Below are 23,514 nucleotides of genomic sequence, written 5' to 3'. Positions count from 1 at the left end.
ATCATGGATTTCTATTACAAAGAGGAGTTAATTCAGTTTTTGCCTGAGAAAGTAGCTTTTTTGCCTAAACACCGGATGCTGGTGATTGCGGATGTTCATCTGGGAAAAGCCTCCCATTTTCGAAAGGAAGGGATTATGATTCCGCTTCCTGAAATCTCACCAGATTTTCTGCGTTTACATGCACTAATCACTTCTCTTGAGCCAAGCAAAGTAGTTTTTTTGGGAGATTTATTTCATAGCAGCTTGAATAAGGAATGGGAGGATTTGAAGAATTTTATCCAATTATTCCCAAGTATTCACTTTGTACTCACCAAAGGAAACCATGATATTTTAGCTCCTGAAATCATGCAGGAAACAAGTATAGAAGTAGTGGCTGAGCTGGGAGTGGGGGAGCACCTTCTATTGACACATGAGCCTACGAATGAAGCCAGAGAAGAGAAACTTACCATTTCGGGTCATATTCATCCTGGCGTCCTGATCAAAAGTAAGGGAAGGCAAAGCTTTCGATTGCCATGTTTTTACCATCATAAGCAGACCTTGATTCTACCCGCTTTCGGCCAACTTACCGGGTTGCATTTGTTGAAAAAAGCAAGTAGAGCTAAGATTTATGCAGTTTTTCCGGAGGAGGTTATTCCCTTATAGTCTGTGTTTTATCCGATTTAGTAGAGCATACCAATCCTCACAATAGGCGTAGAAATAAGTTGGGGATCCTGATTTAATTTTTTTGAAAGAAAAATTAGTGAATGCCTGTCCAAGTCGAGGAGTCCAATCCCCAGTCGAAAACATAGAATAGTCTTCAAATTTGCCATTTATCAAATTTTTATAGAAAAAAAATGGGTAGATCATCTTATTGTATCTCTAAGACGTATTAAATTCAAAATAATCTTTTACTAACCCCTATGACTATGAAAAGAATTGCTTTACTCCCTGTGGCTGCGATTGTAGGCCTCTTGTTTTTTCAGGCTTCCCAAAAGCCAGAAGCTGAAAAACACCCAGATCTTATTCTATTCGATGCAAAAATGCCTGCTAATGTGAAAGCTGTAGTGGAGCAAAAGTGCTACGGTTGCCATAATGCTGATTCTAAAAATGAAAAGGGCAAGAAGAAGTTGGATTGGGATTTTTTCGAAGCGGAAAAGAAATCCAAGCAACTGGCGACTATGTCTAAAATCAATGAGGTGCTGACAGAAGGCGATATGCCTCCCGCGAAGTTTTTGGAAAACAGACCAGAAGGTAAACTCTCTGACGAAGAGAAGGAAATCCTGATGGATTGGAGTGCAGGAAAAAAGAAAAAAGGTGAGTAAATGAAGGCTTGGCATTACATCATCCTAGCGATAGTCCTGATTATACTTGCAATTCAATTGGTCCCCGTAGATCTTCCGCCTGTGGAGCATGATAATCCTGGAGATTTGCTGGGCTCTGGGATAGTTGACGGAGAGGTGGCAGATTTATTGCAAACAGCCTGTTACAACTGCCATAGCAATACAACTCAGTATCCTTGGTATTCCCATGTGGCTCCTGTCTCTTGGTTGGTAGCCAAAGATGTGCGAGTGGGAAGGGAAGAGGTCAACTTTTCTACTTGGGCTGATTACGAGCTGATGGACCAGTTGGCTATTTTGGATGATATTTACTCCAATGTAGAGGAGGCGCACATGCCTTTACCTATCTATGTTACCATGCATGCTGAGGCAGATTTGGATAATGCGCAGCGCCAGAAAATAGTCGATTGGGCTGAAGCTACCATGGATATTCTAGCTGAGGAGTATTAAAATTTATTCTCAACTAGTCTAAAGGTCTGGTTAATTCCTAGACCTTTTTTTATGCGGTAGCTCTACTTTCAAGTTGCCTCAAACAGTATCCAAACCTTTCGCTAAGTTTATATTTGGTGGTTTGCCGAAGTCCAAAGACCTTTGACAAATACTTAAAAAAAACTATCCCCATGAATCTAACCCATACCGTCAAAGCATTTCAGGAACTTACTGTGGATGAATTGTACAATCTTCTCAAGCTGAGAAGTGAGGTATTTGTGGTGGAGCAAAACTGTGTTTTTCTGGATCAGGACGACAAGGATCAAAAATGCTTGCACTTACTTTTGTATGCCGATGAGCAACTGGTAGGCTACAGCAGATTGGTGCCAGCAGGTTTATCCTATGCGGAAATTTCCATTGGAAGAGTGATTACTTCCCTTTCTGCTAGAGGCAAGGGATTGGGAAAGGTTCTGATGGAGTTATCCATAACCTATTGCCAAAAGCTTTTGGGAGCTGGATTAATTCGCATTGGTGCTCAAACTTATGCACTCAAATTCTATGAATCCCTGGGGTTTGAATCTGATGGGGAAGTCTACGATGAGGATGGCATAGAACATATAGAAATGCTCAGAAAGGACTTGCCTGCTTGAGCTAGTTCAGGTTGCTGGTTTTTTTCAACTTGATTAAGTTTTCCAGCTCATGCAACAGTCTATCTCAATTGATTGTGACTTTCGCTATAATATTATTTTCAGCAAAGCCATAAAACCGCCCAACAAATCACTCTTTCGCATGTTACAATGCATAATTAGCATACACAGACAAATGAGTTGTCTACAGAATTAGCATTTAATGGCAATTAAAATACTAACCAAATTCATGACCAGTCCTTTGATGAGCTGGGATATATCCAATCCAATTTTTAATCATCGAAGTAAAATATCTTCTGATCTGGAAAATCTCAACACTTTAAGAAATAGCAATAAGTGGGAGATAGATTTCTCTAAAGAGCTTTCCGTCAACTATCAGACGCTGGTGTTGACTGATATAAATCAACAAATTCTCTGGGTAAATGATGGGTTCCAGGACATGACAGGCTATTCACCTGATTTTGCTCTCGGCAAAAAACCATCCTTTCTTCAAGGGATTAATACAGGAACTGAAGTGAAGAACAGAATCCGAAATGGGCTAATTCTAGGAGAGCGAATCTCCGAAACGATTACCAACTATAAGAAAAATGGCAGGGAGTACGAATGCCTTATTTCAATTATTCCTCTTTATGATTCCAATAAAAGAATCACGCATTACCTAGCCTTGGAGCGAGAAGTGGCCTAGGCAAGTAAAAATAGTTCTATGATAGGGGTTTAGTGCTTTTGATTCCTCTGGAATCACTAGTTAACTACTGTCAGATTTATTTTCTGACAGTAGTTTTTTTATGGTTTTGTAGCCCATTGCGTTTCCTAAACCTTATCCAAATGGGCTCAACAAAGGGACTAAGATTCGAGTTTTAAAATATTGATAATTAGGTAGGTAAAAGTCCTCCAGTTTTAAAATATGTTTGGAGGAACGCGTAGGTTCCAACTACACAAAATTTAAAGAGATCAACAGAAGTAGTTTGCTGAACTTTATTTACTGACTTTTTCCCATAGCTTTTTGCCCCATCTGCTAAGGAAGTTTTCCTCATCAGCACCTTCTACATCTTTTTCACCTAAGGCATAGCCAATCGGCTGAAGAGCAGGAATTAAATCAAAAATAATCTTACAAATCCCTGCAATCGGAATACTCAAAATCATTCCAACGATTCCCCATATCGCACCTCCCAGGATCACGACCACGATGGTTATTAGTGGATTAACTTCTACTTTGCTTCCGACTACATAAGGTTCTAGTATATAGCTTTCTATAAATTGCGCAAGTCCAAAGGTGATACTGACTCCAACAATCCCCCAAAGCTCGGCTCCTGCAAAAACTGCCATTACTAGGGACAGTCCATAACCTATGATATTCCCAATAAAAGGCACCAGAGACAAAATAGCCGCGATGACAGAGATGAGTATGGCATTTTCGATTCCTGATAGGGATAGGCCTATGCTATAAATCACCGCTAGAAAAGCTATCAAAATCACTCTTCCTACGATAAAATTCAATGCCAGCTCTATGGAATGATTCATTACTTCTTCGGCTTCTTTCCGGTTTGCTTTGCTGAAAAACTTTAAAACGGACAGCTTTACCTTATTTCTATACAACAGGAGAAAAAACAAGTAAACCAATGTAAGCACGGCGCCAGACATAAAGTTGAAAAAATTCATCACGATCATACCTATCTCTTCGGAAGCATTCGAGACCATTTCTTTAGGAGAAGATTCTGCAGAAGTTCCTTGGGATGCCGAGGAACTTGATTGCTTTTCGTTTTCGGAATTGGAAGAACTTTCTACCTCACTGGCTGGATAAAGCATCTGAAATTCTTTTTGGAAATTGACCCCTGTTTTTTCGGCTATGGTCTCTTGTACCTCTTCTAATTTGGGTTGCATTTTTCGCTGAATTTCTGGCCAGCGTTCGGATATATTGGCTATTTGAGCGGTAATAATTGTAAAGAAGGAGATAAATACCAGTAAGCTTAAAATCACACTTACCAAGGCAGAAATGCCGCGAGAAAGCCTCCAGCTTTCTAGTTTTCTACAGAAAGGAATACAAATCAATGTCAGAAGTACAGCGATAGATAGAGGTTTTAGAAAGCCAGAAGCTTCTATAATTCCAACTATGAAAAAATAGGATCCTACGACTAATAGCGTAAGAGAAAGTAGTATTTCTTTTGATTTCATTTTGCTTTTCTAAAACCCTGTAGATGTTTATTTAACCTCAAATTCACTCGAAGTTTGTTTTCCAACTAGCATAGAAATCAATCTTTCAGCCAAAAAAATTAGTGGCCTACCAGTGATTACAGTGTTACACTCTGCAATGAGTAGCGTGTAGATGCGAAAAAAGATTCCCGATATGGGACTGATTTAGGGGCCTTTGTTTTTGCTGGAAGTTTCAGGCTTGCACCTTCCGGGTAATTTTTCAAACACAACTTCACTGGGGAGGAGAATAGAAATAAATGAAGGAGTGGGGTGAATTTTTCCTACATCTCGGTATGATTTCTACACTCTATTATAAAGAAATAGGTGAGGCTAGTGCTTCGAAATTCAAAGAAATAGTTTTTGACTTTTTAACATGTGAATTTTTAAGTCCCTTTAGAATCATTCTCAATGGGGATTATAGTAATCATTAGGTGAGGATGGGAATATCTTACGTGAAGGTTTTCGACAAGGATTATAGACTATATGTGGGCTTCACAGCTCTAGGGAATTGAAAGGTTCGGTTTTAGTTAGGAATAGCTTGTAAAACTAAACCAACTAAATCTCATAGCTTAACCAAATAGGAAAATGAACAACCCATCTCAACCTTGTTACTCCAGAATTTTGGATACTGTAGGGCATACACCGCTAGTTCGCCTTAATCGATTATTTCCAGATAAGCAGCTAAGAATTGTCGCAAAAATGGAAGCTTTCAATCCCGGAGGAAGTATTAAAGATCGCACAGCCTTACAACTGATCACCGACGCAATGGAAACTGGAAAGTTGAAAAAGGGCGATACGGTGATAGAATCCAGCTCGGGAAATATGGCCATAGGCCTCGCCCAAACTTGCAAGTATTACGGGCTGAATCTTGAAGTAGTGGTAGATCCAATGGTAAACAAGCAAAATATAAAAATCATCAAAGCTTACGGAGGTAAAGTGAATTTCGTAAGCAAACCAGCCCAAGAAGGAGGTTATTTGCAAGCTAGGCTGGATAGAGTGCAGGAGATGTTAGAAAGTAATCCTAGAAGTTTTTGGACAAATCAATACGGAAATCCACAAAATCCCGCAGCACACAAACAGACCATGCACGAGATCGTTAAAGATCTGGGAGCTGCACCAGATTTCCTCTTTGCTGCTACCAGTACTTGTGGGACACTCATGGGCTGTGCGGAATACATCATTAACAATAAGCTCAAAACCAAAGTAATTGCTGTGGATGCGGTGGGCAGTGTGATTTTTGGAACTCCAGCTGGCGAACGCAAAATACCTGGCCATGGAGCAGGAAGAAAATCTCAATTTCTGGACCCAGAATCAATTTTTGATGTGGTGCATGTCACTGACGAAGAATGCGTAGCAGGTTGTCATATGTTGATGAATAGAGAAGCGATTCTATGCGGAGGATCTTCAGGAGCTGTTACGTCAGCAGTAAAAAAATATGCTTCAAAGATGCCGAATGGAGCTTCTGTAGCTATGATTTTATGTGACCGCGGTGAAAGGTATTTAGATACGATTTATAATGAAAAATGGGTGGAAGAGAATATTTATACTAGAGAAGCTGTGCTCGTTTGATTCCTTAATCTTTCAATCCTTTAGAATAGTTGCTCCTTTTCAAGTTAAAGGGATGAAGTTTCTAAAAGGCTTGGAAAACTAGCATTTAGGAATCCAGACTACTAGTCGGCTAAGCAAAAAAGTGATGCTGGTTTACATGCGGATTAACATTGCCAAAATATATTATCAATGAATCAAGAGAAAATGAGAATAGCTATGGTAGGATTAGGTCCAAAAGGGCTCTACGGTCTAGAGCGCCTTCTTGCTAATCTAGCGCAAGTAGACGTTCCTATTCCAATAGAAATTCACCTCTTCAACAAGTCAGACTCCTTTGGCGCTGGAGAAGTCTATAATCCTGCTCAGCCTCCTTACTTGAAAATGAATTATGTCAATGCCTACATCAACATGTGGCCTGAGCAAGATCCTCCACCTGCAGTTCCTCATCCCAAGTCTTATGTAGAATGGTTGAAGCTGCATGAAGATGAGTTCCCAACAGCTACTGAAGCTACATTTTCTTCAAGAGCTACAGTGGGAAGATACTTAGCTGAGGGATTCAATGAGTTAGTTGAAAACTGTCCAGATCATATCTCCATTTGCAAGCATGTAGGTGATGTAACAGGGATAGAAAGGGAAGAAAATCGTTATTCTATTTTTTACAAAGCCTTGGCTGATGGCTCTCAGATTGAAATAAATGCAGTGTACAACCTGCTGATAGCAACGGGCCATCCTTGTATCAATGATGCTGAGTTAGTAACTCAGGATAGGCATATCGACTTTATTTATCCGGTAGATGCACGCCTAAAGCAGGTCTCTGCTGGGAGTAAAGTCGCCATTAAAGGAATGGGATTGACCTTTATCGATGCAGTGTTAGCATTGACTGAAGGGAGAGGAGGGGTATTTCATGAGGATGGACGGGGCTGTCTGGTCTACACTAAATCAGGGATGGAACCTGAGCTAATTTTCCCATTCTCAAAGTCAGGATTGCCGATGATTCCAAGAGGTAATACGTTTGGCAAATCTTCATTGGCACCTTTCTATTTCACTCAGGAGTCAGTTGAATTTATTGAGACTTTAGAAGGGAAATATGACTTCGAGCGCCAACTTTTACCTCTTATTGAGCAGGATTTTACAGTTGTTTACTACTCCAAGTTATTTTCAGGAAAAGGGCTGAAGCTGGAAGTTTTAAAAGATTATGCAGAAGTGGAATTTCAGATTGAAAACTTTCATGAGCAGTTTCCTGACATTCCGAGGTTTGATTTTCATCGCTTTCTGGAAGGAACTCTTTCGGACAGGGAATTGAATAATAGTACACTTGAATTCATTCAAATGAGTATTCAGGAAGCTGAGATAGGCATTGAGAAAAGTGCTTTTGCAGCTACTGCAGATGTGTGGAGACACCTCAGTGATTTCTTCAATGAGCTTTACAGTTTTGGCGGATTGAAGCCACAATCCCAGAAAACTTTCCTCGAAAAATATGCCGGGCATCTGAATAGAATAACTTATGGTCCTCCGATTGAGAACATGAAAAAAATCGAAGCTATAGCAAAAGAAGGCTTAATAGATTTCTCTTTTTCCAAAAATCCGGAAATTTCCAACTCCTCAAAGCTTACACGCTCAAAGAATAAAGAAGAGCAAGTCTCAGTAGACTTCCTCATCGATGCGCGGATTCCCAAAATCCAGTTGCATCGCTACGCAGGTCCACTTTATGAAACATTGCTAGAGCAAAAAATGATCATTCCGTATGTGAATCGATTGGAGGGCCGTCTGGATTTTAGGCCTGGATGCGTGGCTATCAATGAAAAGGGGCATCCAGTGGATGAAACTGGCTGGGCAATTGATACAATTACCTTCACCGGTACTCCTACAGAAGGACTCACTTATGACAATGATTCTCTTTCCAGAAAGAGGAATGATTTCGTAAGTGATTGGGCTAGAAATCTAACTCAAAAGTTACTTCTGGAAGAACCCGAAACCCAACTTCGTTTAAACTCAATCTAATGGCTCACTTACCTACACTTACACCAATCACATCTTCCTGGATGCACGAGCTCATGGATGCAACAGGGGTATTGAATCAACTGCTGGAAAAGCATGGCTCACCGATAAATATTCATCAAACGGATGTAATGGATGAGAATTATGAATCATACCATCGGGTATTTGAGGAAGCAGGTTTGAAACACAAAATCTTTTTCGCCAGAAAAGCCAACAAAACCAGGGGGGTGGTTCAAAAGGCTCATTCACTAGGAATGGGGATAGACACTGCCAGTTATCAGGAATATTCTCAATGTCTGGAAATGGGGATTCCCGGGTCGGATTTGATTGTAACAGCAGCGGTTAAAAACAGGGGACTGATCGAGAAAGCAGTTAGAAACGGAAGTTTACTTGTACTTGATAATGAAGATGAGTGTATTCAGGTACAAGAAATCGCGAAAGAGGAAGGAAAAAGAGCAAACATTGCCTTTCGTGTAAGTGGTTTTCTAATTCGGGAAACTAAACTTTATAGCAGATTTGGATTCGACATAGAAACCCTGAGCACATTCGTTGATGACAATTTCTCAGAGTCTGGGCGATTTGATCAACTCACCTACAAAGGGCTGCATTTTCACCTTAACGGCTATTCCATAGAAGAGCGAAGTATAGCGTTGAGCCAGTGTCTAGCATTATCGAAGCAGTTGTCCCAGAAAGGTTTTCAAACTGAATTCATAGATATAGGTGGTGGAATTCTGATGAACTACCTCAAGTACGAAACAGAATGGGATAATTTCAGCTTACAACTTCGCCGGGCGATCAGTAATAAAATTGACCCGATTACTTTTGACAACCAAGGTTTTGGATTGCAAGTATTTGGCGGTGCACTGCTGGGCGAGCTTAAAACTTATCCATTTTGGAATTACCTGTCAAAAGGTGATTTTCTTAGAAAGATTCTAGCTCATAAATCTTCTTCCGGGGATACGCTGGCGCAGCAGACCAAGAATCTAGGAATTGAAATAAGGATGGAGCCTGGAAGGTCCATGTTAGATCAGGTTGGGCTCACTGCTGCTAAAGTTGCTTTCAGAAAGAAGGATTCTAGGGGCGATTGGTTGGTCGGTCTGGAAATGAACATGACCCAAATGCTCAGTGGAAGCGCTGACTTCATGTTGGATCCTTTTGTAATATATCAAAGCGATGATGAGGAAGAGCAAAGCGCGGAAGTGTACTTCACTGGCGCATATTGTCTGGAAAGAGACGTTCTGCTGAAACGAAAAATCACTTTGAAAAAACTTCCGCAGGTAGGAGACTTGGTGATTTTTGTAAATACAGCCGGATATATGATGCACTTTTTTGAGTCAAGTGCACATCTATTTCCTTTAGCCAAAAATCTGATCTGGAATCGTTTGACGGAAAATGGCAGGATTGATTCTGCCCATTTCCAAAATGATGAAAACCTTTAAAAAACCTCTGTAATGATAGTTAGTCCAATAGATCAAGGTTGGAAAATAATCTTTCATAAAGCCCATGCATTGCTTGCAATGGATATAGGATTGAAACTGGATCGGAAGTTTTGGCCTATTGAGAAGTTTTGGGCAGCTGGTATGGAAAGCATAGGGGAGCATGACAATGACCAACCCAAATGGAATGAGCGGGACAACCTTACTGTCTCAGGAGCTCCGCTAGATTATCGTCAGCGAGAACAAGTCGATTTGAAGCAAGCTAAAGCAGTGGTCACAAGTGCAAAATATAAATCGAGCTTTATAGTCTTGATGGTTAGTGCACATTTCCAAAAACTATACGGAGAATCCAAAGAGTTGGAAGTTCAAAGATTTCTGGAAGAACTGACGAAATCCTATGAGGAAATTATTTTGAACATGGGCTTAAAGACAGAAGAAGTAGCACAATGCTATGAGTTCCTAAGGTTTTGTGATGATCTCTCTCTTGCTTTGTGCCAAAATGATTTTGATAGCCACAAAAACCCTGTTCAAATTAGGTCTATAGTAGATGATAGAAACATTACCTTAAACAAACTTTCAACTGGCGAGTATCAACTTCACCCATGGATATTTGCTGAAGATGAGGCTGTCTTTCATTGCGAGTATTTCCACACGAGCAAGGATTTTTATAATGAAGACCAAGAGCTTCGATCAGATCTTGATTTCCTTCATCCCAAAGAAATGAGATTTCTTTTCCGTCGACAAATAGGCTGAATTAATAAAATGATCATCCGCTTTTGTGCCAGTGTGGAGTCAAAAACAAAAAAGGATATGTTAAACTATAGAATTGAGGCCGCTTCAGCCTGTCCCGCCAGTGCGGGAGTTTTCGGTCACTTGTACCGAGCATAGCAGAAGTGTCGGTCTGCCGCCCAGATAAACAAGGAATCAAAGGTAACTGGCATCTTTGCGGATAATCATACTATAGCTTTAGAAAGGGAGAAATTCCTAAATTCCTCCTTTTCTAGCCTTGAGTATCTTGTTACTTTGAATAGTAAGGGAAGTGGCCAAAAATCTTCTATATGTATATCCGCTTTTCTACCAGTAAGATGGCAAAAGCAATGTAAGATCTGTTAAACTTAAGAATTGAGGCCACTTCTGCCTGTCCCGCCACTGCGGGAGTCTTCGGTCATCGGTCTTCTAACCTGATTAACAAAGAATCAAAGGTGACTGGCATCATTGCGCAAAATCATAATCTTCTAAACGATTATACACTTTTTAGCCCCTAGTAATCAAATTATAATCCTTAAGACCTCGACATACTTCGACAAGCTCAGTAACCGGGCTCGGTGTACGTGGATCTCACAAACTAGGCCGAGTAACCTAGCTTCTCGAGGCCCTTTGGCTAGATACATGCTACTGGCACGATTTCGTATAATCACATTCTTTTAATAACCAGGGTTTTGATCACTTGCACTCATTGCCTCATTGAAGTTCAATTCCTCCAAAGGAATAGGCCATAAGTAGTGCTTTTCTGAGATCGAAATCCCCTTGTTTTTCATTACAAATTCCTCAGCTCTACCGGTTCTTTTCAAATCCAACCAACGCTTTCCCTCGAACTGTGTCTCATAGGCTTTTTCCTGTAGAATTAGATCTAGAAAATCTTCTAAAGTTATAGTTGTCAAGACATAATCCTTTTCAGATTCAACCATAGGTTCTAGCCCAAATGCTCTTCGGTGAACCTGGTTTACTGCTTCGAGATTGGCTTCAGTCACCCCATCCACTCGTGCAGAAGCTTCGGCATAGATAAGCAGTAATTCTGAATACCGATAAATAGGAAGGTCATTACCTGCTCCTGTATTATCCACGGCTTGAGGTTCAGCGTATTTTCCATTGACGATTGTGGAATCTCCGAGTCCAAAATCCACAAGTTGCCAGAGTTCCTTACGAAGGTCCCCATCTTCCCATTCCTTGTAAAATGGATTGGTAGCATCTCCATAATGAGCATAGGCCCCACCAAAATTGTATAGTCCTGTGCTTGGATGATTCAATATCCATGGAAGTCCATTGCCCTGACCAGTTTGTCTGGTGAATTTGAACGAGAAAACTTCTTCGCTGGAACTGATTAAAGTTGCTCCAAAAATCTTTTCTCGGAGATCATCTACAGAAGTTATTTCGACTAACTGGAATTCCCCGGAATCTATCACTTCCTGCGCTTTGGTTTTGGCCATCTCAAACTCTTCAAGTTGTAGATATACATCGGCCAGCAGCGTTTTGGCAGCCCATAGGGTAGGTCTTCCAGGGGCTGTGGCGACCGTAGGAAGGTTCTCTTCAGCATCTGCCAGATCAGCTAGGATAAAAGCATAGACATCTTCTTCACTACTTTTTGGCACATCCTTATCGTTACTATTTAAATCAGTCCGAAGTGGAACTCCACCCCAGTTTCTGACCAAATCAAAATAGGTGAGCGCACGTAGAAACTTCGCTTCAGCATGGTAGCTATTCATTTCATCCCTTGTCAAAAGTTCGCTGAGCGGAGCTTTTTCTATGACTAAATTCGCGTTTCGAATTCCTTGATAGAAACTGTTCCATCGTTCAGCAGCAGCATTCATGTTCGTGGGATTGAAGCCGTCAAAGTCATTGTATTGGGCGCGACTTCCTCTGCCATATCCCCAATCTGTGTGGGCGCTGAGTACAGCAACCTGTTCTGATCTCACCATCCGAAGTGGAAAATATATTGCGTTTGTGGCTGCATCAAAATCAGATTTACTTTGGTAGAAATTCTCTGAGACGATAGTCTTAGGTTCTTCTTCCAGAAGGCTATTGCAGGAACTTACAATTCCTCCCACCATCAATAATCCTGTGAATAAGATCTTGGAATTTAATTTTTTATAGTTTTTAAATACGTTCATGGCATGGTTGGTTGAGAGGGTCAAAAAGTAGCGTTTAGGCCGATTGTGTAGGATTTCGGGATAGGATAACTGAAGTGATCTATGCCCAATCTATTGTCGCTTCCTTTACTGTTTACCTCAGGATCCCACCAGGAATAGTCGGTGAAAGTCAAGAGGTTTTGTCCACTTGCGTAGATTCTGAGGCTTTGCAGGAAATTACCTTTGGATTTTTTCAACGGGAAATTATACGCCAGCAGCACATTCTTTAACCTCAAATAAGAACCATCTTCCACAAATCTATCAGACACACGCGCGCTGGAGTTTCTGCTGATTTTAGGGTATTTGGCGTCCGGATTCTGTGGCGTCCAATTATCCGTCAATACCTCCTCAGGCATATTCAAACCTTGTCCGTAATCCATCGTGCTGGAAATCGCACTTACATTCATGATGTCGTTTCCTTGGCTCCCCTGAAAGAAAAGGTCAAGTTGGAAACCCTTGTAAGTCATGTTTGAATTAAAGCCATAAAAGAAGTCTGGGTTTGGATTTCCTATATAAGTTTTGTCTTCTTCCGAAATCTCTCCGTCATTATTCAAATCTTTAAATTTGATGGCTCCGGACTCTGTATACCCGTCCTCCTGATATCCATAAAACTGTCCCAACGGCTTTCCTTCTTCCATTATGGAGAAGTTATCCGCAATAGTTATCACATTAATGAAATTCGTCAGGATAGGCTGACCCTCGTTCAAGCTCAGGACTTTGTTGCGATTGAAGGAAATATTTCCATCCAGACTCCATCTGAAATCAGCTGAGAATAGCTGTGCAAAAAGGCTTAACTCAACTCCCTTATTTTCTATGGAGCCCACGTTGTCAATCGTAGTGGTGTAGCCAAAAGAACTCGGTAAGCGAACGGTACTGAGTAGATCCTCTGTGGTTTTGATATAATAATCGGCTCCCAAAATGATTCGATCATTCCAAAGTCCTAAATCCAATCCCAAGTCAAATTGCTCAGTTGTTTCCCACTTAAGATCTCCCGGAAGTGTAGATCCCGGCGCGAGAAAATTGTAAAGTTCATCTCCAAAGACTGTGTAACCGGGGAAAAGTCTGTTTAGTGTAGCATAAGGACTAATCGCCTGAGAACCCGTCATTCCCCAGCTGGATCTGATTTTCAAAGTGGAAATTGCTTCCTGAGTTTTCATAAACTCCTCCTCGGATACTTTCCAGGCGATAGCTCCAGAAGGAAAATAACCCCACTTATTTCCTTCACTATATCTAGAAGAGCCATCAGCCCGGAAAGATGCTGTGATGAGATATTTATTATTAAAGCCATAATTCACTCTTCCCAAATAAGAAAGCAAAACGGAGTTAGCATACCCTGAAGTAGGAATCCCTGGAGTTTCCGCTGCGCCAAGATTATCAGTTTCATAGAGATCACTTAAAAACCCAGCACCACTTCCTGCCAAGAATTTTGTGGTAAAATCCTGGTAAGTAAATCCCGCCAAAACATTCAGATCATGCTTTTCATTGAATACATCGGCATAGGTAATGGTATTTTCATTCAGTCGACTCAGGTACTGAGTAGTGGAAATACTTGCACTACCATTGCTATTGATGAAGTTTCTACTTCGGTAATTGTCTGTTCTATCATCGCGGTTTTCTATGCCTCCGGAAATTTTAATTGTGATTTCGGGAATAGGATTATAGCTGATTGCTGCATTTGCCAAAATTACATTTGCCGTGATGATGGTGGATTGCTCGTTGATAAAATAGAATGGGTTAATCAGATCCGGTGACACAAAAGGAAAATCATCTGCCAGATTATTGATGGTTCCGTCGGAGGTATAAGGAGAAGAAAGGGGAGAGGCCACCAACGCTGCACCGATCATACTTGCACCTCTGGATCCCCCTTCACTATCTCTTCGGGCTGTGACTAATTTGCTCAACGTACTGTTAAAATCAACCTTGAATTTGTCACTAATCTTATGATTAATAGTTGATCGGATGGAATATCTGTCGTAGTCAGATCCTTTTATTATTCCGTCCTGTTGGTAGATACTTCCTCCTACCAAAAACTGGGTATTGTCCCCACCACCGGATATGCTTAGGGAAGTGTTTTTGATGGGGGCCTGCTGGAAAATCTCATCCTGCCAGTCTGTGCCTTTTCCTAAAGCATTTACTTCTGAATCGGAGAAATACGGTTCCAAGCCATCATTCTTTGCCTGCAAATTCATCAATTGTGCATACTGACTTCCATTCATCAGGTCAAGCTTATTTCTTAGTCTCTGTATACTGTAAGCAGCGTCAAATTCGACCACCGTACCTGCTCCACTTCCATTTTTGGTAGTAATCAGCACAACTCCATTGGCACCCCTGGAGCCATAGATTGCTGTAGCAGAAGCATCTTTAAGAATCTCTATACTTGCGATGTCTGAATTGTTGAGGTTGGTAGGATTTCCGGAAAACGGGAAACCATCTATTACATAAAGCGGATCATTATCGCCTTGGATAGAGTTGGCCCCTCTGATTCTAACTGACACACCGCCTCCTGGAGCGCCATTGTTTTGGATTACCTGTACGCCTGGCGCTCTACCGTTAAGAGATTGGAGCACATTGGCTGTAGGAAAAGCATTTAGCTCATCGGAATTGACCTGTGCTACAGCCCCCGTAAGATCTGCTCTCCTGGCTGAGCCATAGCCAATCACCACGACTTCATCTAGTTCTTGTTCCTCATTGGTTAGGGTGACGTCTACTTTGGTCTGATTGCCAAGGGTAATTTCTTTTGACTGAAAACCCAGGAATGAAAATACCAGTACAATCTCATCCTGAGTATCTGGTAAAGTTATGCTGTACTTTCCCGAATCGTCAGTGATAGTTCCAGAGTCAGAATCCTTGAGTTGAACAGTGGCACCGGGGAGTGAATTTCCTTCTGTATCGCTCACCGTTCCTGTGACAATAGTGTTTGTTGATTCAGAGGCAGAGATAGTGTTTCTAGCGGGGATAGTATCCTGTAGAAAGGTTGCAGCGTTACTTTTTGCTAAGCTTTCTGAGGCTAAACCCGATGCAAAGCAAAATAGCAAAGCATAGGCGGTAGTCTTATTCATAGTTGGTTTGTGGGGGTGTTGTAGTGAAACGTAAGCCAACTATTATTCCAGTAGTTCTATTAAATGGTTGTAAATCATTATAGGAAGTCCTAATTGATGTTTTAATTAAAAAATACCTTGGAATAATTATTTTTGTGTGATGATAAAAAGGTAGTTAGTTCGGCACTGTGAGGTAAAAAGTCCTCAGTTTGCAACTAGTATTTGAAACACCTGTCAGATGCACTCCTAGAATTTACCAGTATGGATTGAAACCCCTTCCACCTTTCTTCTGATATGTTTTTTATAATCTATAGGTATATCCGCTTTTCCATCAGTATGGTGGCAAAAGCAATGTAAGATCTGTTAGACTTAAGATTTGAGGCCACTTCTGCCTGTCCCGCCACTACGGGAGTCTTCGGTCATCGGTCTTCCAATCTGATAAGCAAAGTATCTAAGGTGACTGGCATCATTGCGGATAATCATAATAATCTATAAGTCTAAAAATCAATTAGCTAAATCAATCAAAAAAATAAATTTAGACTACAAGTTGAAAAGTATTAGAAAGTGGGGTTTAAACTAGTATATTTCCATTATCATTTTAGTTCCAATAGGATTTATGAAGAGAATATTTCTACTCGCATCGATATTTATTAGCCTAAATTATTTGAGTCATGCCCAAAAAATCAACGTAACAAAGGCGCCAGATTGGGTAGAGACTTATGGGGTAAATTTTGATGAGCAGCGAGAAATAGAAATTGGGGAAGGGTACCGCTATTTGCTGGTTGAAGAACAAAAGAATCTACAAAAAAAGGAGGTTTTTGTACGGTATGCCATGCAGGTTTTAACGCCCGACGGTATCCAAGGAAATTCTGATATTCAAATTGATTATGATCCTAGCTATCAAAAGTTGGAAGTTCATGAGGTCATTATTTATAGAAATGGAAATCCTATCAATAAGCTAAAACCCCAAGATTTCAAGTTTTTACAAAAAGAGAGTAGTTCAGATAGGCATATTTATGATGGTGCCATCAGTGCCTTATTACATCTCACAGATGTCCAGAAAAATGATATTATTGATTACAGCTTTACGTTGAAAGGCTTTAATCCTGTATATGGGGATCAGTATTCAGGATTTTTATATCATAAGTTTTATTCCAAAGTTGAATTGTTTAATTACAGGGTTCTTGTGCCAGAAGGACAAAATCTTCAAATCCATGCAAAAGGCCATAATTACAAACCTGAGAAGTCTAAGTTAAATGGTCTAGATATTTACGAATGGCAACACAGCGGACTGGAAGCCCTCAGTTTTGACACCAATGTTCCTTATTGGTCGGCCCTATATCCGCTCACATCCTATTCAACTTTCGAAGACTGGAAGGCAGTGGTAGATTGGGCCTTACCTCTTTATAACTATTCGGAGAAAGATATTCAGGTAATAACTAAGCAACTTCCAGAAATTAAAGATAACATCGCTCGGATTACAGGTATTATCCGATATGTTCAAGATGATGTTAGGTACTTGGGGTTAGAGTCCGGTATGAGTGGCTACCTTCCAAATGCCCCGTTAAAAGTATTCAATCAGAAGTTTGGCGATTGCAAAGACAAATCCTTATTGCTAGTGGCCTTGCTAAGGAATGAGGGGTTAGAGGCGTATCCCATGCTTGTCAATACGCAGTGGAAGGATAATATTGCCGCTTTCTCTGCAAATGCTGCCACGTTTGATCATTGTGTTGTCACTTACACCTGGAATGGAGAGGATTTCTTTGTGGATCCTACTATCTCAGGGCAAGGGGGAAATCTTACAGATATTTATTTCCCTGATTACAAAAGTGGTTTGATTTTGAAGCCTGGAAATACTGACCTGTTTACTATTCCAACTTCTCATAATGCCAGTCAAAAAGTAGAAGAAATATTCACTGTCAGCGATATGCTAGGTAAGGCTACTTTACAGATTAAAACAGAATATAGAGGTAGAAGAGCCGATGAGGTGAGATCAGATTTTATGAATAGTACTGTAGATGAAATTTCTAAAACCTACTTAAATTTTTATTCTGGATTATACCCGGGTATCCAATCTGTATCGCCCATAGAATTCTTAGATTCTGACCGTAGCATTTCCAATGTAGTTACCACCATTGAAAGATATGCTATAGATGACTTTTGGGAAAAATCTAAAGAGGATGAAGAAGATCTTTATGCTGAAATTTACCCTTTAGAAATGAATTCCCGCTTGAATTTCCCTCAATCTCCAAGTAGAGAAATGGATTATTATGTTGGTCAGTTGGAAAGCTTTTCCTTAAGTACCAAATTAATTATGCCTAGTTATTGGCCAGTAGAGGATTATAAAACCCGAATTGAATCCGATGCCTTAACCTATGAAAACGAGATAGTCGGAGAGGGCAATATCATTCAAATTAATCATAAATTGAATATACTACAATCCAGTATTGTAGGGTCTGAAGTAAGCAAATTATTGGAAGTCAAAAGCAAAATTAAGGAAGAACTTAGCTTCTTTTTAACTCATAGCCCAAACTCAGGTGGTTCATCTAGTATTTTCGCTATTCTCGCGAGTCTGCTTTTTTTAGGTGCTTTCTTTTATCTTGGGTATCAGCTTTATATTACATATAATCCAGAACCTTTAGCAATCAGTAAATATGATGGGATAGGAGGTTGGTTAGTGTTTCCTGCTATTTCCTTAGTAACAACTCCACTTTTGATCCTATATAACTTGATAGAAGGTGGGTATTTTTCTGATTCCACATGGGAAAATGTCAGCGGTTATACTACTGGTTTATTAGTGTATTATGGAATCTCTTTTATTTTTCTAATAGGCCTTTTCGCTTTCTCAATTATTACAGCAATTTTCTTTTTCAAGTTAAGAACTGGAGCTCCTCAACTTTATATTATTTTTATTTCTGTGAATGTGGCTTCTTTACTTCTTGAGGCTTATGTTCTTCAGCAATATTTCCATGAACTGGGTTCTTTTTCCTCCCCAAGAGATCTTGCTAGAGGTATCATAGGTTTATTTATTTGGTTGCCCTACTTCATCAAATCAAGAAGGGTTAAATCAACTTTTACTAATAAATATGAGGCTATTGGCAAACCAGATGCACCTTTTTTGATAGACCAATATCAAAATTAATGGAACCTGAGTCTCAAAATAAGCTGATTCCTTCATAGTACATAGTAATAGTTGACCTCACTAAAAAGTGATCAAACGCGTTGGCTTGCTTGCTATGAATTGACAATTATGCTAATGATCTCTTAGGAATCTACAGGAATGCTATAGTTCAAATTGAAATTGAAGTCTAATTTTCAGTTTTATACAAAGCCTAGTTTTAGCTTAGTTCATTCAAGTGAATATGCTGAGAGTAGAAATATTCACCCAATACTCTCTTTAAACTATAGCTGTTATCTAGCTCAAAAAATCTCTTTGACGAAATAAAGGTTCTTGAGTGAATGTTAGCTGATGAGATTGCGATTTCAAAACCAAAACACATGATCGGATTGAAATTTGTGGTATTATGTATAATCGCTTACCAATTTTAAGTTTGAATACATTTCTGATTTAAAATAACCTAATACCAGTAATGATGAACAACTTCTTAAACTATATCTCCACCGTATTCAGTCTACTATTGGCACTGATCCTTGTTCCATGCATCTCATATTCCCAAGTGCCAAAAGATGTACCCAAGCCAACTGGCCCAGTAGACTTATCAGAAACCAGTGACTTAGTTATCTTTCTGGTGATTCCGATAGTGATTCTTATCATCTATCTAATTTTCCGTAGAAGGATAATAAAGGTCAAAAAAGAAAAGAACGAGAGATTGTGATGAGTAAAGCAAACTATTAGGACTCAGGCTTTCATACATCAATTTTCTTGGAATCATTCTCGAAAATCTAACTGACTTTGGTTAGTAAGCCTATTTTGAATTCCCCATTTCATACTTTAGAGGGATGAAACAACTGCTTTCCCTTCTCCCTCTAATTTTTTTACTTTCTTGCCAAAAAAACATAGCGCCTGAACCTCTGTTTGAAATCCTTAATTTTCCTGGAACTGGAGGCACCTCGTTTCCTAGTTTAAACTCTGATGGAGAAAATCTTCTCCTTTCCTATGTAGGGAAGCTCAATGATACTACTTATGGGGTCTTCTATTCCCAATTCGAAAAGGATCAGTTTGGCAGTTCCCAGCTCATTACTGAAGGTTCGGACTGGTTTATAAACTGGGCTGATTTTCCCGCCATTACCCAAAACAAGGGAAACTTATTAGTACATAATCTCCAAAAATCGGCTCCGGATACCTATGCATATGATGTCAAGTTAAATGTCTTGCCCCAAGGCAAAGCAAGCTGGAATACCGGACTTCCTTTGCATCGTGATAGTACCTTCACGGAACATGGATTTGTTAGTTCTATAGCAAGCAGTGACAGCACATTTTTCATTACTTGGCTAGATGGTAGGAACACTGGCGGAGAAGGGCATGATCATGGAGGCAACAATGGTGCCATGTCCATACGTGCTGGAGAGGTGGATTTGGAAGGGAAAGTTCTATGGGACGAGCTTTTGGATGCTCGCACCTGCGACTGTTGTCAGACCTCCGCTGCGATGACGGAGCTGGGGCCAGTGGTAGTGTACAGAAACCGATCCGATCGGGAGATTCGGGATATTGCCATTACCAGATTGGTGGATGGGCGTTGGACTGAGCCTATGATCATCTCTCCAGATGGCTGGGAAATTAAGGGCTGTCCGGTGAATGGTCCAAAAGTCGCAGCCTCAGGCAAAACGGTTCTGGTAAGCTGGTTCACCGATGTAAACCAAAGCGCGCAGGTGAAGCTTGCATTTTCTTCAGATGCTGGAGCAAGTTTTTCAGCTCCACAACTTATCGGGAAATCCGGCGACATGGGTAGGGTAGATGTAGCACTTTTGGATGAGGAAAATGGATTGGTTTCCTGGATGGGAATGGAAAATGATTCCACCTTTCTGTATGTTCGAAAGGTAAATAAAGCAGGCGATGATTTCCCTATCCGAAAAGTGACTACCATGGATCCAGCCAGAAATAGTGGCTTTCCGCAGATGGAAATTCATGGTGGTAAGGTCTATTTCGCTTGGACCGACCCGCAGGAAGAAGGAAGTAAAATTGGCTTAAGCAGAATTGAATTGGATTTTTTTTAAAACCTCCAGCTGAAGCAGGAGGGAATTGATAGGATTCTTTTTCCGATCTAATGGTCTTCATAAATTCAAAAGGAATATCGCTTTATCTTATTCCTATTCCAAAAACGAAAGATTGATTCCCATTACTAGAAATGCTGCTTTTATTCATACCTAATATCATTATCTCACAATACTTCACTAGGAATGCATTTTATTTCATTGCTCATATGATTCCACAATCCCATCACTAGGAATGTGGCTTTAGCCCATTCCTATAGACGATTATCCCCCCAACCCCGGCTTTAGCCAAATTCAAAGATCTATAGTATTTGTTCTCGACAAAGATTAAATTAATTGACCTTTTTAAATTTTTCAGCCATGCCATTTATCAAAGTCTACATCCACTTCATATGGAGTACTAAAAACCGATTTTCTTATCTGAATACTCGAGAATTAAGAATGAAAGTGTGGGACCACATCCGTCAAAATGCTAAGGAGAAAGGGATATTCGTCGACTTCGTGAGTGGATATTCAGACCATTGTCATTGCCTGATCTCCTTGGGAACAGATCAAACTATCCAAAAAATAATGCAGTTAGTTAAAGGCGAATCATCTTTTTGGATAAATAAACACCAACTGACTGACGAGAAATTTGAATGGCAAGATGAATATTATGGTGTCTCAGTATCAGAATCAATTCTTCCGAAAGTTAGAAAGTACATCGAGAATCAAGAGCAACATCATAGAAAGAAATCATTTCAGGAAGAACATGAGGAATTCATCTTAAAACACGGGTTCCAGAAATTCAATGATTAGCATAAAGCCGAAAAACCAACACATCACTAGGAATGCGGCTTAGCGCATTCCTATTTTGAAATATCTCCCCAACCCTGGAGCAGGAGGTAATTGATGCGATTCTGTTTCGATCTAATGGTTTTCATCAAATTCAAAAGGAATTGCGCATTGGCTAATTCCTATTCTAATAACGAAAGATTACCTCCGATCACTAGGAATGTGGCTTTAGCCCATTCCTATTTTCGATTCCCCACCCAACCCCGGCTTTAGCCAAATGAAAACGAATTCCCCTTCACACCATTCCTATTGCTTATTTTTCAATAATTTTAAAGCAAACTCTTCCAGAATGAAAAAAATCTCGATATCATTTTTCTTAATTATCACCCTGATTCAACTTGGATTTGCCCAGCGGGAATTGATTCATGCCAGCCCATCTCAAATGGGATTTGATAAAGCTTACATCCAACATAAAGTTGATTCCCTGATGAAAATGGGAATCGACAGTTTGGCTTTTCCGGGAGCACAGGTTTTAGTAGCCAAGAATGATACGGTTATTTTTCACAAAGCTTACGGGTATCATACCTACGACAGCATTCAGCCTGTCGCATTGGACGACTTATATGATTTGGCTTCGGTGACCAAAATTGCAGGGCCTTTACCTGCCTTGATGAAGTTGGTGGACGAGGGAAAACTTGATTTAGACAAACCGTTTAGTACCTATTGGGAGCCGTGGAGAAAGCAAAAAGATAAAAAAGACCTCACACTCCGGGAGATTTTGGCTCACCAAGCAGGGTTAATCCCCTACATCGTTTTTTTGAATGAAGTGATAAAGAAAAATGGCAAGATCAAAAAAAGAGTTGTGCATGATTCATCCAATAAGCGTTTCCTAGGCCAAGCATACGAGGGGATTTATATCAACAATCGTTTTGAAAGGAAGATGAACCGGATCATCGATCGATCCGAAGTCTCAGCCGAAAAGAAGTACCTGTATTCGGGACTCACTTTTTTGATTTTCCCGAGTTTGATCGAGCAACTCACAGGAAGGGACTATCAAACCTATCTGCAAGAGAATTTCTACAAACCCATAGGTGCACATACCTTAGGATATTTACCCACATGGAAAAATTTCCCAAACGCCATTGTTCCCACCGAAGTAGATTCTCTCTTTAGAAAAAGCTTGGTAAATGGTTGGGTTCATGACGAAAACGCAGCGCTGAAAGGTGGGGTTTCTGGCAATGCTGGTTTGTTCGGTACGGCCGACGACTTGGCCAAATTGATGCTTTTATATCAGAATTATGGCAAGGTGGATGGTCAGCAGCTTATTTCAACCGAAACTGTAAAAGAATTTACCGAAGTACAGTTTCCAGAAAACGATAACCGTCGTGGATTGGGTTTTGATAAACCTTACTTCAATAACTCCGAGCTTCCATTGGCAGAAGCTTATCCTTCCCCTTTGGCAAGCCCAGCTAGTTTCGGCCATTCTAGCTTCACTGGAACTTTTGTATGGGCAGATCCCGAAAATAAGCTCACCTACATCTTTCTCTCCAATCGGGTCTATCCATCCCGAGATCATCAGAAATTATACAGTTTGGGAATAAGGGAAGCATTACAAGATGTTTTTTATAGACAACCATCTAAAAAAGGCGTGAATTGATTCGATTCTTTTCCGATCTGGTAGTCTACATCTACCTCCAGCTGAAGCAGGAGGGAATTGATGGGATCTGTTTTGATTTATGTTCTTTATTTAATTCAAAAGGAATTGCGCCTTAGCTTATTCCTATTCTAAAAACGAAAGAATGCTTCCCATCACTAGGAATGTGGCTTTTATTCATTCCAAAATCCCATCACTAGGAATGTGGCTTTAGCCCATTCCTATTTTCGATTATCCCCCAAATCCCGGCTTTAGCCAAAATCCACGAGATTCAATCATTCGGCTAAAGCCGGAAATTGTCTGCCGGATATTTTTAAACCTCCAGCTGAAGCAGGAGGGAATTGATGGGATTCTGTTTTGACTTTTATTTGACCTTGTTAGTCAATAGGAATGTGGCTTTAGCACATTC

Annotated in this window: 17 protein-coding genes; 13 read left to right on the top strand and 4 right to left on the bottom strand. The window is 40.2% G+C overall.

The features are described 5' to 3' along the window. Window positions 1-3: 3 nt before the first annotated feature. From pdeM to AACZ87_RS04850, 5 genes are all read left to right on the top strand, one after another. Window positions 4-642, top strand: coding sequence for a ligase-associated DNA damage response endonuclease PdeM (gene pdeM, locus AACZ87_RS04870; RefSeq protein ID WP_339865417.1), 639 nt, complete (start codon window positions 4-6; stop codon window positions 640-642). Between the two features lie 263 nt (window positions 643-905). Beyond that, window positions 906-1,301 carry a heme-binding domain-containing protein gene (locus AACZ87_RS04865; protein ID WP_339865415.1) on the top strand — a complete coding sequence of 132 codons (396 nt, stop codon included), beginning with the start codon at window positions 906-908 and terminating at the stop codon, window positions 1,299-1,301. Then, on the top strand, window positions 1,302-1,766 hold the full coding sequence (locus AACZ87_RS04860) for a heme-binding domain-containing protein (RefSeq protein ID WP_339865413.1): 465 nt from the start codon (window positions 1,302-1,304) through the stop codon (window positions 1,764-1,766). A gap of 170 nt (window positions 1,767-1,936) precedes the next feature. Then, window positions 1,937-2,395, top strand: coding sequence for a GNAT family N-acetyltransferase (locus AACZ87_RS04855; RefSeq protein ID WP_339865411.1), 459 nt, complete (start codon window positions 1,937-1,939; stop codon window positions 2,393-2,395). 199 nt (window positions 2,396-2,594) lie between these two features. Continuing rightward, entirely contained in the window at window positions 2,595-3,077 is a 483-nt protein-coding gene (locus tag AACZ87_RS04850; RefSeq protein ID WP_339865409.1) for a PAS domain-containing protein, read from the top strand. A gap of 290 nt (window positions 3,078-3,367) precedes the next feature. Here AACZ87_RS04850 and AACZ87_RS04845 read toward each other — a convergent pair whose 3' ends face one another. Next, window positions 3,368-4,564 carry an AI-2E family transporter gene (locus AACZ87_RS04845; protein ID WP_339865407.1) on the bottom strand — a complete coding sequence of 399 codons (1,197 nt, stop codon included), beginning with the start codon at window positions 4,562-4,564 and terminating at the stop codon, window positions 3,368-3,370. Between the two features lie 603 nt (window positions 4,565-5,167). On the opposite strand from AACZ87_RS04845, the gene sbnA reads away from it, so the two are divergent. From sbnA to AACZ87_RS04825, 4 genes are all read left to right on the top strand, one after another. Beyond that, window positions 5,168-6,151, top strand: coding sequence for a 2,3-diaminopropionate biosynthesis protein SbnA (gene sbnA, locus AACZ87_RS04840; RefSeq protein ID WP_339865405.1), 984 nt, complete (start codon window positions 5,168-5,170; stop codon window positions 6,149-6,151). A 168-nt stretch (window positions 6,152-6,319) separates the two neighbouring features. Continuing rightward, window positions 6,320-8,128 (top strand): FAD/NAD(P)-binding protein, encoded by a 1,809-nt coding sequence (locus AACZ87_RS04835; RefSeq protein WP_339865404.1) that lies wholly within the window; start codon window positions 6,320-6,322, stop codon window positions 8,126-8,128. After that, entirely contained in the window at window positions 8,128-9,564 is a 1,437-nt protein-coding gene (locus tag AACZ87_RS04830; RefSeq protein ID WP_339865403.1) for a Y4yA family PLP-dependent enzyme, read from the top strand. The genes AACZ87_RS04835 and AACZ87_RS04830 overlap by 1 nt, the downstream gene beginning before the upstream one ends. A 12-nt stretch (window positions 9,565-9,576) precedes the next feature. Further along, window positions 9,577-10,314, top strand: coding sequence for a DUF3891 family protein (locus AACZ87_RS04825; protein WP_339865401.1), 738 nt, complete (start codon window positions 9,577-9,579; stop codon window positions 10,312-10,314). A gap of 671 nt (window positions 10,315-10,985) precedes the next feature. Here AACZ87_RS04825 and AACZ87_RS04820 read toward each other — a convergent pair. Together AACZ87_RS04820 and AACZ87_RS04815 are read right to left on the bottom strand one after the other, a co-directional pair. Beyond that, entirely contained in the window at window positions 10,986-12,449 is a 1,464-nt protein-coding gene (locus tag AACZ87_RS04820; RefSeq protein ID WP_339865399.1) for a RagB/SusD family nutrient uptake outer membrane protein, read from the bottom strand. Between the two features lie 20 nt (window positions 12,450-12,469). Beyond that, entirely contained in the window at window positions 12,470-15,526 is a 3,057-nt protein-coding gene (locus AACZ87_RS04815) for a TonB-dependent receptor (RefSeq protein WP_339865397.1), read from the bottom strand. 595 nt (window positions 15,527-16,121) lie between these two features. Here AACZ87_RS04815 and AACZ87_RS04810 point away from each other — a divergent pair. Continuing rightward, a complete protein-coding gene (locus AACZ87_RS04810; protein ID WP_339865395.1) occupies window positions 16,122-18,647 on the top strand; it encodes a DUF3857 domain-containing protein in 2,526 nt (841 codons plus the stop codon). Window positions 18,648-19,115: 468 nt separating this feature from the next. Here AACZ87_RS04810 and AACZ87_RS04805 read toward each other — a convergent pair whose 3' ends face one another. After that, window positions 19,116-19,280 (bottom strand): hypothetical protein, encoded by a 165-nt coding sequence (locus AACZ87_RS04805; RefSeq protein WP_339865393.1) that lies wholly within the window; start codon window positions 19,278-19,280, stop codon window positions 19,116-19,118. A 185-nt stretch (window positions 19,281-19,465) separates the two neighbouring features. Between AACZ87_RS04805 and AACZ87_RS04800 the strand changes: the two genes are divergently transcribed. The 3 genes from AACZ87_RS04800 (at window position 19,466) to AACZ87_RS04790 (ending at window position 23,108) form a co-directional block, all read left to right on the top strand. After that, window positions 19,466-20,680: a hypothetical protein gene (locus tag AACZ87_RS04800; RefSeq protein ID WP_339865391.1), complete on the top strand. Its 1,215-nt coding sequence runs from the start codon at window positions 19,466-19,468 to the stop codon at window positions 20,678-20,680. A gap of 357 nt (window positions 20,681-21,037) precedes the next feature. Further along, on the top strand, window positions 21,038-21,475 hold the full coding sequence (tnpA, locus tag AACZ87_RS04795) for an IS200/IS605 family transposase (RefSeq protein ID WP_339865389.1): 438 nt from the start codon (window positions 21,038-21,040) through the stop codon (window positions 21,473-21,475). Window positions 21,476-21,800: 325 nt separating this feature from the next. Then, window positions 21,801-23,108, top strand: coding sequence for a serine hydrolase (locus AACZ87_RS04790; protein WP_339865387.1), 1,308 nt, complete (start codon window positions 21,801-21,803; stop codon window positions 23,106-23,108). The last annotated feature ends 406 nt before the right edge of the window (window positions 23,109-23,514 follow it).

The organism is uncultured Algoriphagus sp., assembly GCF_963974365.1.
Classification (GTDB): domain Bacteria; phylum Bacteroidota; class Bacteroidia; order Cytophagales; family Cyclobacteriaceae; genus Algoriphagus.
The sequence above is the reverse complement of the archived record's forward strand: the minus strand, read 5'-3'. Positions and strand labels throughout refer to the sequence as shown.